Annotated in this window: 13 protein-coding genes; 11 read left to right on the top strand and 2 right to left on the bottom strand. The window is 73.8% G+C overall.

Annotation, left to right across the window (positions count from 1 at the left end; all coding sequences use genetic code 11):
- Positions 1–33 precede the first annotated feature (33 nt).
- Positions 34–3,684 carry a glycosyltransferase gene (locus tag ACFYXK_RS20675; RefSeq protein ID WP_389412440.1) on the top strand — a complete coding sequence of 1,217 codons (3,651 nt, stop codon included), beginning with the start codon at positions 34–36 and terminating at the stop codon, positions 3,682–3,684.
- Entirely contained in the window at positions 3,681–5,165 is a 1,485-nt protein-coding gene (locus ACFYXK_RS20670) for a DUF5719 family protein (protein WP_389412439.1), read from the top strand. The genes ACFYXK_RS20675 and ACFYXK_RS20670 overlap by 4 nt, the downstream gene beginning before the upstream one ends.
- Before the next feature lie 19 nt (positions 5,166–5,184).
- Here ACFYXK_RS20670 and ACFYXK_RS20665 read toward each other — a convergent pair whose 3' ends face one another.
- Positions 5,185–5,664, bottom strand: a complete 480-nt coding sequence (locus ACFYXK_RS20665; RefSeq protein WP_383514595.1) for a metallopeptidase family protein — start codon at positions 5,662–5,664, stop codon at positions 5,185–5,187.
- Between the two features lie 86 nt (positions 5,665–5,750).
- Here ACFYXK_RS20665 and ACFYXK_RS20660 point away from each other — a divergent pair, with 86 nt between their 5' ends.
- The 8 genes from ACFYXK_RS20660 (at position 5,751) to ACFYXK_RS20625 (ending at position 13,845) form a co-directional block, all read left to right on the top strand.
- The gene (locus tag ACFYXK_RS20660; RefSeq protein ID WP_078988185.1) at positions 5,751–6,182 is read left to right on the top strand and encodes a DUF3499 domain-containing protein; all 432 of its coding nucleotides are present in this window, start codon (positions 5,751–5,753) and stop codon (positions 6,180–6,182) included.
- Positions 6,183–6,258: 76 nt separating this feature from the next.
- The gene (locus ACFYXK_RS20655) at positions 6,259–7,629 is read left to right on the top strand and encodes a phosphomannomutase/phosphoglucomutase (RefSeq protein WP_389412438.1); all 1,371 of its coding nucleotides are present in this window, start codon (positions 6,259–6,261) and stop codon (positions 7,627–7,629) included.
- Between the two features lie 109 nt (positions 7,630–7,738).
- The gene (locus tag ACFYXK_RS20650; protein ID WP_030296876.1) at positions 7,739–7,924 is read left to right on the top strand and encodes a Trm112 family protein; all 186 of its coding nucleotides are present in this window, start codon (positions 7,739–7,741) and stop codon (positions 7,922–7,924) included.
- A gap of 140 nt (positions 7,925–8,064) precedes the next feature.
- The gene (locus tag ACFYXK_RS20645) at positions 8,065–9,198 is read left to right on the top strand and encodes an SIS domain-containing protein (protein WP_383514589.1); all 1,134 of its coding nucleotides are present in this window, start codon (positions 8,065–8,067) and stop codon (positions 9,196–9,198) included.
- 43 nt (positions 9,199–9,241) lie between these two features.
- Positions 9,242–10,399: a mannose-6-phosphate isomerase, class I gene (gene manA, locus ACFYXK_RS20640; RefSeq protein WP_389412437.1), complete on the top strand. Its 1,158-nt coding sequence runs from the start codon at positions 9,242–9,244 to the stop codon at positions 10,397–10,399.
- A gap of 93 nt (positions 10,400–10,492) precedes the next feature.
- Entirely contained in the window at positions 10,493–11,428 is a 936-nt protein-coding gene (locus ACFYXK_RS20635; protein ID WP_383514583.1) for a cation diffusion facilitator family transporter, read from the top strand.
- Between the two features lie 273 nt (positions 11,429–11,701).
- Complete coding sequence (gene ahcY / locus ACFYXK_RS20630) at positions 11,702–13,138, top strand: adenosylhomocysteinase (RefSeq protein ID WP_389412436.1); 1,437 nt, start codon at positions 11,702–11,704, stop codon at positions 13,136–13,138.
- Between the two features lie 89 nt (positions 13,139–13,227).
- Complete coding sequence (locus tag ACFYXK_RS20625) at positions 13,228–13,845, top strand: hypothetical protein (RefSeq protein ID WP_389412435.1); 618 nt, start codon at positions 13,228–13,230, stop codon at positions 13,843–13,845.
- Positions 13,846–13,858: 13 nt separating this feature from the next.
- On the opposite strand, the gene ACFYXK_RS20620 is transcribed toward ACFYXK_RS20625, so the two are convergent.
- Positions 13,859–14,809: an RDD family protein gene (locus tag ACFYXK_RS20620; protein ID WP_389412434.1), complete on the bottom strand. Its 951-nt coding sequence runs from the start codon at positions 14,807–14,809 to the stop codon at positions 13,859–13,861.
- Between the two features lie 111 nt (positions 14,810–14,920).
- Between ACFYXK_RS20620 and ACFYXK_RS20615 the strand changes: the two genes are divergently transcribed.
- Positions 14,921–15,928 carry a stage II sporulation protein M gene (locus ACFYXK_RS20615; RefSeq protein WP_389412433.1) on the top strand — a complete coding sequence of 336 codons (1,008 nt, stop codon included), beginning with the start codon at positions 14,921–14,923 and terminating at the stop codon, positions 15,926–15,928.
- Positions 15,929–16,334 lie beyond the last annotated feature (406 nt).

The raw sequence follows: 16,334 nt of genomic DNA, 5'->3' as shown, positions 1-16,334 counted from the left end.
GGGGGACCCCCAGGCCGGAGGGCCAGTAGAGCGATGTCCCTGCACAGCCAGTCGACGGCCTCCTACCAGGCTGCCGCCACACCCGAGTTCCCCCGGCACGTGGTCACCGCGGTCCTCGTCGCCCACGACGGCGCCCGCTGGCTGCCCAGGACGCTCGCCGGCCTCCTCGGCCAGGAACGCCCCGCGCAGAGCCACGTCGCCGCCGACACCGGCAGCGCCGACGAATCCGCACGCCTGCTCGGCGAGGCCCTCGGCGAGGACCGCGTCCTCCACCTCGCCCGCCGCACCGGCTTCGGCGCCGCCGTCGACGAAGCCGCCCGCACCGCGGGCACCCCGAGCCCCGAGGACCTCCCCTACCTCAAGCGCCCCAGCGGCTGGGACCCCGTCAGCCGCACCTGGCGCGACGACGCCCATGAGCTCCCCGAGCTCCCCCACGGCGACCCCGTCCAGTGGCTCTGGCTGCTCCACGACGACAGCGCCCCCGAACCCGACGCCCTCACCGAACTGCTGCGCGTCGCCGAGGACAACCCCGACGCCGCCGTCATCGGCCCCAAGCTGCGCGGCTGGTACGACAAGAAGCAGCTCCTCGAGGCCGGCGTCACCATCGCCCGCAGCGGCCGCCGCTGGACCGGCCTCGACCGCCGTGAACAGGACCAGGGCCAGCACGACCAGGTCCGCCCCGTCCTGTCCGTCTCCACCGCCGGCATGCTGGTGCGCCGCGACGTCTACGAGGCCCTCGGCGGCTTCGACCGCCGCCTGCCCCTCATGCGCGACGACGTCGACCTCTGCTGGCGCGCCCAGAGCGCCGGCCACACCGTCCTCGTCGCCCCCGACGCCGTCCTGCGGCACGCCGAGGCCTCCGCCCGCGAGCGCCGCACCGTCGACTGCGCCGGACGCACCAGCGCCAGCCCCCACCGCGTCGACAAGGCCGGCGCCGTCTACACGGTGCTCGCCAACAGCTCCGGGCGCGCCCTGCCGTACGTCCTGCTGCGCCTCCTGGTCGGCACGGTGCTGCGCACCCTCGCCTACCTCGTCGGCAAGGCCCCCGGCCAGGCCGTCGACGAGATCACCGGCCTCCTCGCCACCCTGCTGCGCCCCGGCCGGATCCTCGGCGCCCGCCGCAGACGGGGCCGCCCCGCCGTCCCCGCCAAGGAACTGCGCCCCCTGTTCCCGCCGCCCGGCGCGAGCCTGCGGGCCAACGCCGAACAGCTCGCCGGGTACTTCGGCGGCGACCGCGACACCGACTCGGCCGCCGTCGGCCGGCACGGCGGAGCCGTCGAGTCCGGCCCCGGCGGCGACGACGCCGACTACCTCGAGATCGAACAGTTCGCGCGCCTCAAGCGGATCGCCCGCAACCCCGCGCCCGTCCTCTTCGCCCTCCTCCTGCTCGTCTCCGTCATCGCCTGCCGCGCCCTGCTCGGCGGCGGCTCCCTCATGGGCGGCGCCCTGCTGCCCGCCCCCGACAGCGGGCTCGCCCTCTGGCGCAGCTACACCGACGACTGGCAGCCCGTCGCCGCCGGCTCCACCGCCGGAGCGCCCCCGTACCTCGCCGTCCTCGGGGCCTTCGCCACCGTGCTGTTCGGCTCCACCGGCGCGGCGCTGACCCTGCTGCTGGTCTGCTCCGTCCCGCTCGCCGGGCTCACCGCCTACTTCGCCTCCCGGCCGCTGGTCGACTCCCGGCTGCTGCGCGCCTGGGCGGCCGTCGCCTACGCCTTCCTGCCCGCCGTCACCGGCGCCCTCGCCGGCGGCCGCCTCGGCACCGCCGTCCTCGCGATCCTGCTCCCGCTCATCGCCCGCTCGGCGGTCGCCGCCTTCGGGTTCGGCGCGGCCGAGGGCGAACGGGCCGGCTGGCGCCCGGTGTGGACGTACACCCTGCTGCTGACCCTGGCCATGGCCTTCACCCCCGTCGTGTGGCTGCTGGCCGCCGTCCTCGGCACCGCCGCCCTCGTGCTGCGCCGCGCCCAGTGGAAGACGTACGGCCTGCGGCTGCTCGCCACCCTCGCCGTCCCGCTCCTCGTGCTCGCCCCCTGGTCGCTGACGCTGTTCATGCACCCCGGCCGGCTCCTGCACGAGGCCGGCCTGCCGTTCGGCTCCGGCTCGGCCACCGCCCTGGACCTGCTCGGCATCAGCCCCGGCGGCCCGCGTACCGCCGGCGGCCTGCTGCTCATCGGCATCGTCCTCGCCGCCCTGGCCGCGCTGCTGCGCGCCGAGCGCCGGTTCGCCGTCCGCACCGCCTGGGCCGCCGCCCTGGCCGCCCTGCTCCTGGCCGTCGTCGTCAACCGCACCGGCTGGGCCGGGCCCGCCACCCTCGTCTACGGACTGGCCCTCCTCGCGGCCGCCGCCGTCGGCGCCGAGGGCGCCAAGGAGCGGGTCGCCGCCAGCAGCTTCGGCTGGCGCCAGCCGCTGGCCGCGCTGATCGCGCTCGGCGCCGCCGCAGGCCCGCTGCTCGGCGCCGCCGGCTGGATGATCAGCGGCGCCGACGGCCCGCTGGAGCGGCGCGACCCGGTCCAGGTCCCCGCGTTCGTCGCCGAGGAGAGCGGCACCCGCGACCAGGCCCGCACCCTCGTCCTCGGCGGCACCTCGCCCGCCACCGTCTCCTACACCCTGGTCCGCGGCTCCGGCGGCCGCCTCGGCGACGCCGAACTCGCCGCCGCGGCCGGCAGCAGCCCCCAGCTCGACAAGGTCGTCTCCAGCCTCGTCGCCGGCTCCGGCGCCGACCAGACCGACCAGCTCAGCGGCTTCGCCATCCGCTACATCCTGGTCCGCGACGGGGCCCCGCAGCAGATGCGCAAGGTCCTCGACGCCACCCCCGGCCTCAGCCGCCTCAGCCAGCTCGACGGCAGCGCCCTGTGGCGCGTGGACCGCCAGGTCGCCCGCGCCGTCATCGTCTCCGGCAAGCCGGGCGAGGCCCCCATCCCGGTCGCCTCCGGCCCCGTCGAGGCCCACACCAAGATCCCGGCGGGCGAGGCGGGCGGTGCCGGCCGAGTGCTGCGCATCGCCGACCGGGCCGCCCCCGGCTGGCAGGCCACCCTCGACGGCAAGCCCCTCAAGCCCAAGACCCTCGACGGCTGGGCGCAGGGCTTCGAACTGCCCGCCGCCGGCGGCCGCCTCGACCTCGTCCACGAGGACGCGCTGACCCGGACCGCCTGGCACTGGGCCCAGGGCCTCCTCGCGCTGGTGCTGCTCGTGATGGCCCTGCCCGGCCGCCGGGCGAGCCTCGACGACGACCTGCCCGAGGAGGAGGCGGAAGCCGCCGACCGGGCCGCCGCGGGCGAGGCCGGAGAGGGCCGCCGGGCCCGCCGGCTGCGCGCGGAAGCGGAGTCCGCGGCTGCCGCGACGGCCGCCGCCGAGGAGCCCTCGGGCGCGGTCGCCGATCCGTACGCGCAGATCCCGGCGCAGCCGGTGTACGGGGAGGAGACGTACGCGTACCAGGCCTACGGCGACCAGGGCTACGCGTACGACCAGCAGCCCCAGCAGCCCCAGCAGCCCCAGCAGCCGTACGTGCCGACGCCCGCCCAGGCCCCGGAGTACGAGCAGTACCCCTACCCGCAGCAGGGATACGACCCCCAGCAGGGGTACCCGCCACAGCCGCAACAGCAGCCGTACCCCTACCCCCCGTACGAGCAGCCGTACGACACCTACGGACAGCACGACCCGCGTCCGGACGGGAGCCCCCAGCAGTGAAGCAGCGCGCACCCCTGACGCTGGCGGCGGTGGCCGCGGCCCTGGCGGCCGTCACCGGCGTCGGCTACCTCACCGCCCCCGCCGCGCCGGGCGCCGACGCCAAGCCGGCGGCCGCGGCCCGGATGCCGGTGGAGCGGTCCGCGCTGGTCTGCCCGGCGCCCAGCTCCTCGGACATCGCGGAGACCACGTACACGGCGATCACCCCCGGCGCGGCCGGCGGCGGCAAGGGCACGGCCCGCCTCCTCGGCGCGACCAAGGAGGCCAAGCCGGTCCTCGAGCTCAAGGAGCGCGGCAAGCCGGCCGGGGCCGCCGCCTCCGGCGCGGAGGCGCCCGCACTGGTGGGTGTCGCCGACGGGATCCTGGCCCCCGGCTGGACCGCGCAGCAGACCACGAAGGTCTCGGTCGGCCGGGCGCGCGGCGTCCTCGGCGTCGGCTGCACCGCGCCCGGCACCGACTTCTGGTTCCCGGGCGCGAGTACGGCCAAGGGGCGCGAGGACTACGTGCACCTCACCAACCCGGACGACACCGCGGCCGTGATCGACATCAAGATGTTCGGCCCGGACGGGGCGGTCAAGTCCGAGGGCGGCACCGGCGAGAACATCCGCATCGACCCCAGGTCCACCAAGTCCGTCTCGCTGTCCTCCCTGGCCCCCGGGGCCCAGCTCGCGGACGTCACCGCCCATGTGACGACCCGGGCGGGCCGGGTCGGCGCCTCCGTGCAGGTCGGCGAGGAGGGGGTGGGCGCCGACTGGCTGCCGGCCGCCGCCGACCCGGCGGGCTCGCTGGTGCTGCCCGGCATCCCGGCGGACGCCACCTCCGTACGGCTGGTCGCCTTCGCCCCGGGCGAGGAGGACGCGGACCTCACCGTCAAGCTGGCCGGGCCGGGCGGCTCGATCAGCCCGGCGGGCAACGAGCAGCTGCACCTCAAGGGCGGCATGACGGCGAGCCTCGACCTGAAGGACGTCACCCGCGGCGAGGCGGGCTCGCTGCTGCTGGCCCCGGCGAACCAGAAGAAGGCCGTCCCGGTGGTGGCGGCCGTCCGCGTGGTCCGCGGCAGCGGCGCCAAGCAGGACCTGGGCTTCGTCCCGGCGACCGGGCCGGTGGGGACGCGGGCGACGGTCGCCGACAACCGGGCCGACGAGAACGCGACGGTGCTCTCGCTGACGGCGGCGGGCGGAACCGACGCGAAGGTGAAGGTCACGGCCTCGGCGGGCACCGAGGCCGGGGAGCCGGCCTCGAAGGAGGTCACGGTCAAGGCGGGCACGACGCAGACGGTGTCGCTGGCCCCGGCCGGGGCCAAGGGCGCCTACGCGCTGACGGTCGAGACCGTCTCCGGCGGCCCCGTGTACGCGGCCCGCACCCTGACCCTGCCCCACGAGGGCACCCCGATGTTCACGGTCCAGCCGCTGTCGGACGACCACGCGATGGTCTCGGTCCCCAAGGCCACGCAGGACCTCACGGTCCTGACCGACCAGCAGTAGGCGCCTGCGGTACGGCCCGTCAGTCCTGGCCGTACCGCGGGTCCACCGTCTCCGGGGACAGCCCCAGCAGCTCCGCCACCTGCTCCACCACGATCTCGTGCACGAGCAGGGCCCGCTCGTCCCGGCTCTTCGTGCGGATCTCCACCGGCCGGCGGAACACCACGACCCGCGCCGGCCGCCCCGTGCCCGTCGCCTCCGACAGCGCCCCGAGCGGCACCGCCTCGTCGTTCCAGCCGGCGTCCGGGCCGCCCGGCGGCCCGGGGACGTCCGCGACCACGAACTCCACCTCCGCCAGCTGCGGCCAGCGCCGCTCCAGGCGCTCGACCGAGTCCCGTACGAGGTCCCCGAACAGCTCCGCCCGGCTCGCCGACAGCGGCACCTGCGGCGGGGCCAGCGGCCCGCGCATCCCGCGCCCGTGCCGGTCGCGACGGCGGGGCCGCGGCTCGGCGGGAGGCTCGGCGGGGCGGGGCGGGGCAGGGGGCAGGTGGCTGTCCGTCACCCCCGCAGCGTAGCCCCCGCAACCCCTCCCACCCGGGGGTTTGCGGACCCGCCGCGCCCCGCCGCAGGCACGACACGGGGAGTGGCCTGCGGGAGAGTCGTCGCGGCCCGGTCAAGAGTGCGGTACCGTCCAACGTCGTGAGCCTTGTACGTCGCTGTTCGCGCACTGCGTGCGGCCGCCCTGCCGTCGCGACACTGACGTACGTCTACGCCGATTCGACCGCAGTTCTCGGCCCGCTCGCCACCTATGCGGAACCCCACTGCTACGACCTGTGCGCCGAGCACTCCGAGCGCCTGACCGCCCCACGCGGCTGGGACGTCGTGCGCCTCACCGACGGCTCCGCGCCGTCCCGCCCGAGCGGCGACGACCTCGAAGCCCTGGCCAACGCCGTCCGCGAGGCGGCCCGCCCCCACGACCGCGCCGCCGAGGCCGGGGGAACCCGTCCGGGCAGCGGCGGCGGCAACACCGGGGAGACCCGTCGAGGACACCTGCGCGTCCTGCGTTCGCCCGACTCCTGACATACACATGGTCTGAAAAGTCGCTCTCCGTGCAGGGTAGGTTTGCCCCACGCACAGCACCTCAGGAGGGCAGGCAGTGGCCGCAGATCTTTCGAACATCGTCAAGGCGTACGACGTACGTGGTGTCGTACCCGACGAGTGGGACGAGTCGCTGGCCGAGCTGTTCGGTGCCGCCTTCGTCGAGGTCACCGGCGCCACGGCGATCGTCGTCGGCCACGACATGCGGCCCTCCTCGCCCGCCCTGTCCGGCGCCTTCGCCCGCGGCGCCGCCGCCCGCGGCGTCGACGTCACCCTGATCGGGCTGTGCTCCACCGACCAGCTGTACTACGCCTCCGGCACGCTGGACCTGCCCGGCGCGATGTTCACGGCCTCGCACAACCCGGCCCGCTACAACGGCATCAAGCTGTGCCGGGCCGGAGCCGCCCCCGTCGGCCAGGACACCGGCCTCTCCGCCATCCGCGAGCTCGTCGAGCAGTGGTCCGACCAGGGCGCCCCGGCCGTCGCCGACGCCGTCGTCCCGGGCACGGTCACCGAGCAGGACACCCTCGCCGGGTACGCCGAGCACCTCAAGTCCCTCGTCGACCTCAGCGGCATCCGCCCGCTCAAGGTGGTCGTGGACGCCGGCAACGGGATGGGCGGCCACACCGTCCCGACCGTCTTCGAGGGCCTGCCCCTCGACGTCGTCCCGATGTACTTCGAGCTGGACGGCACCTTCCCGAACCACGAGGCCAACCCCCTCGACCCGAAGAACATCGTGGACCTCCAGGCCCGCGTGAAGGCCGAGGGCGCCGACCTCGGCCTCGCCTTCGACGGCGACGCCGACCGCTGCTTCGTCGTCGACGAGCGCGGCGAGGGCGTCTCCCCGTCCGCCGTCACCGCCCTGGTCGCGGCCCGCGAGCTGGCCCGCAACGGCGGCACCGGCACCGTGATCCACAACCTGATCACCTCCTGGTCCGTCCCGGAGGTCGTCCGCGAGCACGGCGGCACCCCCGTACGCACCCGCGTCGGCCACTCCTTCATCAAGGAGGAGATGGCCAAGTCCGGCGCCATCTTCGGCGGCGAGCACTCCGCGCACTACTACTTCAAGGACTTCTGGAACGCGGACACCGGCATGCTCGCCGCGCTCCACGTCCTCGCGGCCCTCGGCGGCCAGGACGGCCCGCTCTCCGAGCTGGTCGCCTCCTACGACCGCTACGAGGGCTCCGGCGAGATCAACTCCACCGTCGCCGACCAGGCCGACCGCCTCGCCGCCGTCAAGGCCGCGTACGCCGCCGCCGAGGGCATCACCCTCGACGAGCTCGACGGCCTGACCGCCAGCTCCGCCGACTGGTGGTTCAACCTGCGCGCCTCCAACACCGAGCCGCTGCTGCGCCTCAACGTCGAAGCCCGCGACCCCGCGACCCTCGCCAAGGTCCGCGACGAGGTCCTCGCCCTCGTCCGCGCCTAGGACGCATCCAGGCCGCGTCTTCAGCACCGTGTCACTGCCGGGCCGCGCGACGTGCGGCCCGGCGGTACGCTGACCTCGCCCAATCCGCATGTTCGAAGGGAACCGCCCCATGCCGCTCGAAGCCGGCCTTCTGGAGATCCTCGCCTGCCCCGCCTGCCACTCGCCCCTCGAGGACAAGTCGGCCGACGAAGCGGCTCCCGAGCTGATCTGCACCGGCCGGGACTGCGGCCTCGCCTACCCGGTCCGCGACGGCATCCCGGTCCTCCTCGTCGACGAGGCCCGCCGCCCCGCCTGAGCCGCCGCCCGGCACCCGGGGCGGCCGTCCCCGGGCCGCGCGGGTACCGCACAGGCACCACGGGGCGCCCGTCGCAGCGCCGGGCGCCCGAGCAACCGAGTCGCCCGCCCTTCTGAACCAGCTGTCAGCCGGAGGCCGCAATGCTCGACGAGTCGCTCCTCGACGCACCGGACGAACTCGCCCGCGCCGACCGCCGCGGCCTGCTCCGCGGCGCCGCCGAGGCCGGAGCCAGAGTCCGTACCGCAGCCCGGCACGCGACCGAGGCAGGCCTCGCCGACCTGCGCCCCGACGGGCGGCCCCGCGCCGTACTCATCGCGGGCCCCGGCACCGCCGCCACCGGCGTGGCCGACCTGCTCGGCGCCCTCGCCGGAGCCTCCGCACCCGTCACCCGCCTGCACCCCACCGGGGTCGCACACGCCGCCGGCGCCCTGCGCTGGACACTGCCCGGCTGGGCCGGCTCCGTCGACCTGCTGCTCATCGCCACCACCGACGGCACCGAACCCGGGCTCGCCGTCCTCGCCGAGCAGGCCTACCGGCGCGGCTGCACCGTCGTCGCCGTCGCGCCCGAGCGCTCCCCGCTGAGCGAGGCCGTGGACGGCGCGCACGGGCTCCTCGTACCGATGGCCAAGGCCCCGTACCAGGAGTACGACGAATCCGCCGCGGCCGGCCCCGGCGCCCTGTGGGCCCTGCTGACCCCGCTGCTGCTGCTCCTCGACAAGGTCGGGCTGATCACCGCCGCCCCGGACACCCTCCAGCGCGTCGCCGACCGGCTCGACCACACCGCCGAGCGCTGCGGACCGGCCATCGCCACCTACTCCAACCCGGCCAAGACCCTCGCCGCCGAGCTCGCCGACACCCTCCCGCTCATCTGGAGCGAGGGCGCCGGCGCGGGCCCGGCCGGCCGCCGCTTCGCCGCCACGCTCGCCGAACTCGCCGGCCGCCCCGCACTGGCCGCCGACCTCCCCGAGGCGTTGCCCGCCCACGGGGTCCTGCTCGCCGGCTCCTTCGCCGCCGGCGCCGATCCCGAAGACTTCTTCCGTGACCGGGTGGAGGAGCCCCAGGCCCTCCGCGCCCGCATCGTCCTGCTGCGCGACCGGCCCACCGGCGGCCTCACCGCCGCCCCGGCCGCGCGCGAACTCGCCCTCAGCCACGACACGGCCATCAGCGAGCTCGAACCAGAGGAAGGCAGCGAACTGGAACAGCTCGCCGAACTCCTCGCCGTCACGGATTTCGCCACCGCCTACCTGGCGCTGGCGACCAGGGGACACGGCTGAGCACACCACCGTGCCGGCCCTTCATCCAGGAAGACGGACGAAGATGGACCGCCTGACGAACACGATCCGCCCCTACGCCTGGGGATCGACCACCGCGATCCCCGAGCTCCTCGGCGTCGCACCCACCGGGGAGCCCCAGGCCGAGATGTGGATGGGCGCGCACCCGGGCGCCCCGTCCCGCCTCGACCGCGGCGCCGGCGAGACCACCCTCGCGGACGTCATCGCCGCCGACCCCGAGCGCGAGCTCGGCGCGGCCGCCGTCGCCAGGTTCGGCCCCCGGCTGCCCTTCCTCCTCAAGATCCTCGCGGCCGGTGCCCCGCTCTCCCTCCAGGTCCACCCCGACCTCGCGCAGGCGAAGGAGGGCTACGCCGACGAGGAGCGCCGCGGGATCCCCGTCGACGCGGCCCACCGCAACTACAAGGACCCCAACCACAAGCCCGAGATGATCTGCGCGCTCACCCACTTCGACGGCCTGTGCGGCTTCCGCCCGCCGCTGGAGGCCGCCGACCTGCTCGCGGGCCTCGGCGTCAACTCCCTCGTGCCGTACGTCGACCTGCTCCGGGCGCATCCCGAGGAGGCGGCCCTGCGCGAGATGCTCACCGCCGTACTGACCGCGGACCGCGCCGAGATGGCCCGTACGGTGGCCGAGGCCGGCGCCGCGATCGAACGCCTCGGCGGCCCGTACGCGCCGTACGCCTCGCTCGTGCACCACTTCCCGGGCGACCCGGGCGTGATCGCGGCCATGCTCCTCAACCACGTCCGACTCCAGCCCGGCGAGGCCATGTTCCTCGGCGCCGGCGTCCCGCACGCCTACCTCGACGGCCTCGGCGTGGAACTGCTGGCCAACTCCGACAACGTGCTGCGCGCCGGACTCACCCCCAAACACGTGGACGTGCCCGAGCTGCTGAAGATCGTGCGGTTCGAGCCCGGAGACCCGGCCGTGCAGCGCCCCGAGGGCAACGGCGAGGAGGTCTACGAGTGCCCCATCGACGAATTCCGCCTCTCCCGCTTCGCCCTGGCCGCCGGCGCCGCCCCGCACACGCTCCCGGACGACGCCCCGCAGATCCTGCTCTGCACGGCGGGCCGCCCGAAGGCCGGTGAAGTGACGTTGTCCCCCGGAGAGTCGGTCTTCGTCCCGGCAGGCGAAAAGGTCGAACTGTCCGGAATCGGCACGATCTTCCGCGCCACCGTCGCCCTCTGACATGGCGTCCGGGGCCACTGCTGCAACAATGTGCCGCCGTAGCGCGGCGCCCCGGGCAGGAGCGCCGTACCGAGGAAGGGACTCCGGAAACCCATGAGCGCGTCGGGCGGAACCAGGGCGATCGTGGCGGCACTCGCCGCCAACCTCGCCATCGCTGTAGCCAAGTTCGTGGCCTTCGTCTTCAGCGGGTCGTCGTCGATGCTCGCGGAAAGCGTCCACTCGCTGGCCGACTCCGGCAACCAGGGGCTGCTGCTCCTCGGCGGGAAGAAGGCCCAGCGCGAGGCGACGCCCCAACACCCCTTCGGGTACGGGCGCGAACGCTACATCTACGCCTTCCTCGTCTCCATCGTGCTCTTCACCGTCGGCGGCATGTTCGCCATCTACGAGGGCGTGGAGAAGGTCCAGCACCCGCACCCCATCGAGGCCTGGTACTGGCCGATCGGCGTGCTCGTCTTCGCCATCATCGCCGAGAGCTTCTCCTTCCGTACGGCGATCAAGGAGTCGAACGAGATCCGCGGCTCCCTGTCGTGGACCCAGTTCATCAAGCGGGCCAAGGCCCCCGAGCTGCCGGTGGTCCTGCTGGAGGACTTCGGCGCGCTCGTCGGCCTGGTCCTCGCCCTCGGCGGCGTCGGCCTCGCCCTCGCGACCGGCGACGGCGTCTGGGACGGCATCGGCACCCTCTGCATCGGCACGCTGCTGCTCGTCATCGCGGTCGTGCTGGCCGCCGAGACCAAGTCCCTGCTGCTCGGCGAGGCCGCGGGCACGGAGGACGTCGAGAAGATCAAGGCCGCGCTCGTCGACGGCGACGTCGTCACCCGCGTCATCCACATGCGCACCCTCCACCTCGGCCCGGAGGAGCTCCTGGTCGCCGCCAAGATCGCGGTCGAGGGCAACGACACCGCGACGCAGGTGGCGGACGCCATCAACGCCGCCGAGGCCCGGATCCGCGAGGCGGTCCCGATCGCCCGTGTGATCTACCTGGAGCCGGACATCTACCACGCGGAGTCGGACACCTCCGCCAAGGCCTGACCCCGCGCCACACCCGCACGAAAGGCCCCGCCGCGCCCGTCGACGCGCCCCTGCGCGCGGCGACTTCTTCCCCGACCCACTGGGGCGCCCTCGGCCGATCGGTGTAGATTCGTCATCAGTGTCAGGCGTCGCTGCTGATGGCGGTCGGGCGGTCCTCGCGACCGGCCGAGGGGAGAGAGGGCCCCCGACGGACTGAGTGCTCGGTGCACCGTCCCCACAGGCGATGCGCGGCTCAGCCGTACCCACCCTCTCGAACCATGAGGAGCAGCACCCATGGACTTCAAGGTCGCAGACCTTTCCCTTGCCGCCTTCGGTCGCAAGGAGATCACCCTGGCCGAGCACGAGATGCCCGGCCTGATGTCGATCCGCCGGGAGTACGCCGAGGCCCAGCCGCTGGCCGGCGCCCGCATCACCGGCTCCCTGCACATGACCGTGCAGACGGCCGTCCTGATCGAGACCCTCGTCGCCCTCGGCGCCGACGTCCGCTGGGCCTCCTGCAACATCTTCTCCACCCAGGACCACGCGGCCGCCGCCATCGCCGTCGGCCCGAACGGCACCCCGGAGAACCCGCAGGGCGTCCCCGTCTTCGCCTGGAAGGGCGAGACGCTGGAGGAGTACTGGTGGTGCACGGAGCAGGCGCTGACCTGGCCGAACACCCCCACCGGCGGCCCGAACATGATCCTCGACGACGGTGGTGACGCCACCCTCCTCGTCCACAAGGGCGTCGAGTTCGAGAAGGTCGGCTCCGCCCCGGACCCGTCCACGGCGGACTCCGAGGAGTACGGCCACATCCTCACCCTGCTGAACCGCACCCTCGGCGAGACCCCGCAGAAGTGGACGCAGCTCGCGTCCGAGATCCGCGGTGTCACCGAGGAGACCACCACCGGTGTCCACCGCCTGTACGAAATGATGGCCGAGGGCACGCTGCTGTTCCCGGCGATCAACGTCAACGACGCCGTCACGAAGTCGAAGTTCGACAACAAGTACGGCTGCCGCCACTCGCTCATCGACGGCATCAACCGCGCCACCGACGTCCTCATCGGCGGCAAGGTCGCGGTCGTGTTCGGCTACGGCGACGTCGGCAAGGGCTGCGCCGAGTCGCTGCGCGGCCAGGGCGCGCGCGTCATCGTCACCGAGATCGACCCGATCTGCGCGCTGCAGGCGGCGATGGACGGATTCCAGGTCGCGACGCTGGACGACGTCGTCGAGACGGCGGACATCTTCATCACGACCACGGGCAACAAGGACATCATCATGGCCTCGGACATGGCCAAGATGAAGCACCAGGCGATCGTGGGCAACATCGGCCACTTCGACAACGAGATCGACATGGCCGGCCTGGCCAAGGTCGAGGGCATCGTCAAGGACGAGGTCAAGCCGCAGGTCCACACCTGGAAGTTCCCCGACGGCAAGGTCCTCATCGTCCTCTCCGAGGGCCGTCTGCTGAACCTGGGCAACGCGACCGGCCACCCGTCGTTCGTGATGTCGAACTCGTTCGCGGACCAGACCCTGGCCCAGATCGAGCTCTTCACCAAGCCGCAGGAGTACCCGACCGACGTCTACGTGCTGCCCAAGCACCTCGACGAGAAGGTCGCCCGCCTCCACCTCGACGCCCTCGGCGTCAGGCTCACCACGCTCCGCCCCGAGCAGGCCGACTACATCGGCGTCAAGATCGAGGGCCCGTACAAGCCGGACCACTACCGCTACTGATGCCCGCGCGGCAGTAGCGACAGCACGTCACGCAGGCCCCCGGCTCGGATGCCGGGGGCCTGCCCCGTACCCAGGCAAGGACCGACACGATGCCCCGCGGCCGCTACTCGCTCCACGACCCGCACGACCACACCCCCCTCGGCGAGGAGCACTTCCACTGCGCCCCCGGCCCCTCCGGCTGGCGCTACGTCTCCCAGCTCACCGGCCCGGACGGCGACCACCGAGGCTCGGTCGACCTGGCGGTCGACGAACTCGGCCGCCCCATCCGCCTCGAGGTGAACGCCTCCAGCTGGCAGGTCCGCGGCGCCGCCATCGACGGAGTCACCTGGGTGCGCTCCGACCCCACCGGCAGCGAGGCCACCGAGGGCAACGTCCCCGCCGCCGGCTTCACCGGCACCTCGCCCGCCTTCCTCGTCGCCACGGCCCGCCTGCTGCGCCTGACTCCCGGAGCCCCCGCCACCCGGGTCCGGCTCGTCGCGCTCACCGACCCGGTACTGGCCCCCCGCACGGTCGACCAGGCCTGGGCGCTGCTGGGGCACGCCGAGCACGCGACGGACAGCGGTCCGCTCGTGGTGGACGAGTACCGGGTCACCGCCCTGGACACCGGCGAGGTCCACACGGTCCACCTGGCCGGGGACGTGGTCCTCGCGGCCCCGGGCATCGAGCTCGAGCACCTGGAGAGCCCGCCCTCGACGTTCGAGGAGTAGCCGGAGCAGCCGCTCAGGCAGGCGGGGCGAACCCGGTCCGCCGTACGGGCTCCGCGGGCGCGACGGGCGCGACGGGCGCGGCCGGAGCGACCGGCATGGCGGGGGCGACGGGCACGGGCGCGACGGGCACGAGTCCGCCGGGCACGGGAGCACCGAAGCCTGCCGAACCTCCAGGACCTGCCGGACCTGCCGGACCTGCCGGACCTGCCGGGCGGCCGGGCCCGAAGGCGCGCGCCGCATCCCGCACCTGCCGCTCGTGCACCACCGCCATCAGGAACGCGGCAGCCGGCACCCCCACCGGCGGCGGCGTCCCCGTACGCGCCACCAGATCGTCCGCGAGCTTCGCCGCCATCGCGGCGCCCACCTGCGGGTCCAGCTGGCTCATCCGCGTCAGGTACTGCCGTATCGCCAGCCACAGTCCGTCCGGTACGGCCGACAGATCCAGCCCGGAGAACCGCCCGGCCAGCCACGGCGGCGGCGGAGGCATCGGCATCACCGGAGCCCCCGCCACCCGCTCCCGGACGACCAGCGCCCCCGCGAACACGTCACCGAGCCGCCGCCCCCGCGCCGACACCAGCGATGCGATGCAGGCCACGGCCCCGAAGGTCCCCAGCAGTTCCACGACCCCCATCGCCCCGCGCACCAGCGCATGCCGGAACCGGATCGGGCCGCCGTCGTCGCGCACCACCCGCAGCCCGCAGGCGAGCTTGCCGAGCGAGCGCCCGTGGGACAGCGTCTCCACCGCGATCGGTACGCCGACCAGCACCAGGACGAAGCTCGCCACCGACACCGCGGCCTGCGCGGCGACGTCCAGCGAGGCGGTCGCGACGGTCAGCCCGATCGAGATGATCAGGTACCCGGTGAGGTACACGAGCAGGTCGAGGAAGATCGCCAGCGCCCGGCTCGGCAGCCTCGCCGGCCGCAGCCCCAGGACGACCGCGTCCCCCGTCACCAGATCGCTCACCCTGCACACCTTTCCCGTGACCGGACCCGCCCCTTGGTCGTCCAGTCTGCCAAGCTGACCACGGTAGGAGTAAGCAGAAGCACGGTCCTGGGGCAGGGGAGCGGTAACCGGATGGATCTCGACGTCTTCGTGACGGCCCACCGGGCGGAATGGGACCGCCTCGAACAGCTGCTGGGCCGCGGCCGCCGGCTGACGGGCGCCGAGGCGGACGAGCTGGTCGCGCTCTACCAGCGGGCCTCCACGCACCTCTCCCTGATCCAGTCCAGCGCCCCCGACCCCGGGCTCACCGGCCGGCTGACCCAGCTCGTCGCCCGCGCCCGCGCCACGGTGACCGGCGCCCGCCGCGGAGGCTGGCGCGACGCGGCCCGCTTCTTCACCGTCGGCTTCCCGGCCGCGGTCTACCGCAGCCGCCGCTGGTGGATACCGACGGCCCTGGTCTCCGTCGCGATAGCGGTGCTCATGGGCTGGTGGATAGCCACCCACCCGGAGGTCCAGAGCGCCATCGCGGCGCCGGACGACCTGAAGGCGCTCACGAAGCCGGGCGGCGGGTACGAGACGTACTACTCGAGCAACCCGGCGGGTTCGTTCGCCGCGCAGGTCTGGACGAACAACGCACAGGCGGCCGCGATGTGCCTGGTCCTGGGCGCGTTCCTGGGGATTCCGGTGCTCTGGATCCTCTTCCTGAACATGCTCAACCTCGGCACCGGCATCGGCCTGATGGCCTCGGCCGACCGCCTGGACGTGTTCCTCGGCCTGATCCTTCCGCACGGGCTGCTCGAACTGACCGCCGTCTTCGTCGCCGCGGGCACCGGCCTCCGCCTCGGCTGGACGGTCATCGACCCGGGCCCCCGCACCCGCCGCGCCGCCCTCGCCGAGCAGGGCCGCGCCGCGCTCGGGATGGCGATCGGCCTGGCGGTGGTCCTGTTCATATCCGGCCTGATCGAGGGCTTCGTGACCCCCTCCGGCCTCCCGACCTGGGCCCGCATCGCGATCGGCGTCGCCGCCGAGGCCGCGTTCCTGGCGTACGTCTACGTCCTGGGCGGCCGGGCCTCGCGCGCCGGCGAGGCGGGCGACGTGGAGGCCGCCGACCAGACGGCCACGCTGCCGACCGCGGCCTGATGTGCGTACGACCCTGCTGAGCTGCTAGTCTCCTCGTCGTCCCACGGCGACTGTTGACACAGCCGCCGTGGGGAGGTAGATTTCAACGGTTGCCTCGAACTGGACAAGTTCGGCAGCGATCGCTTAACATCTCTCTCGCCCCCAAGGAATTGAATTCCACTGGGGCACGGTCGACTCCTCATCCAGGAATCCGAAGCCGGGAAATCCGGTGGAAAACTTCTGATAGAGTCGGCATCGCCGGAAAGGGAAAACGCGAAAGCGAAAACCTGGAAAGCAAACCCCGCTTCGACCGGGAATCGGACACGAAAGAGTCTGATAGAGTCGGAAACGAAGAACGAAGCCCGGAGGAAAGCCCGAGAGGGTGAGTACAAAGGAAGCGTCCGTTCCTTGAGAACTCAACAGCGTG

The sequence above is a fragment of the Streptomyces sp. NPDC002209 genome (assembly GCF_042890265.1).
Taxonomy (GTDB): domain Bacteria; phylum Actinomycetota; class Actinomycetes; order Streptomycetales; family Streptomycetaceae; genus Streptomyces.
Note: the sequence above shows the minus strand (reverse complement) of the source record. Positions and strands in the feature narration are given on the sequence as shown.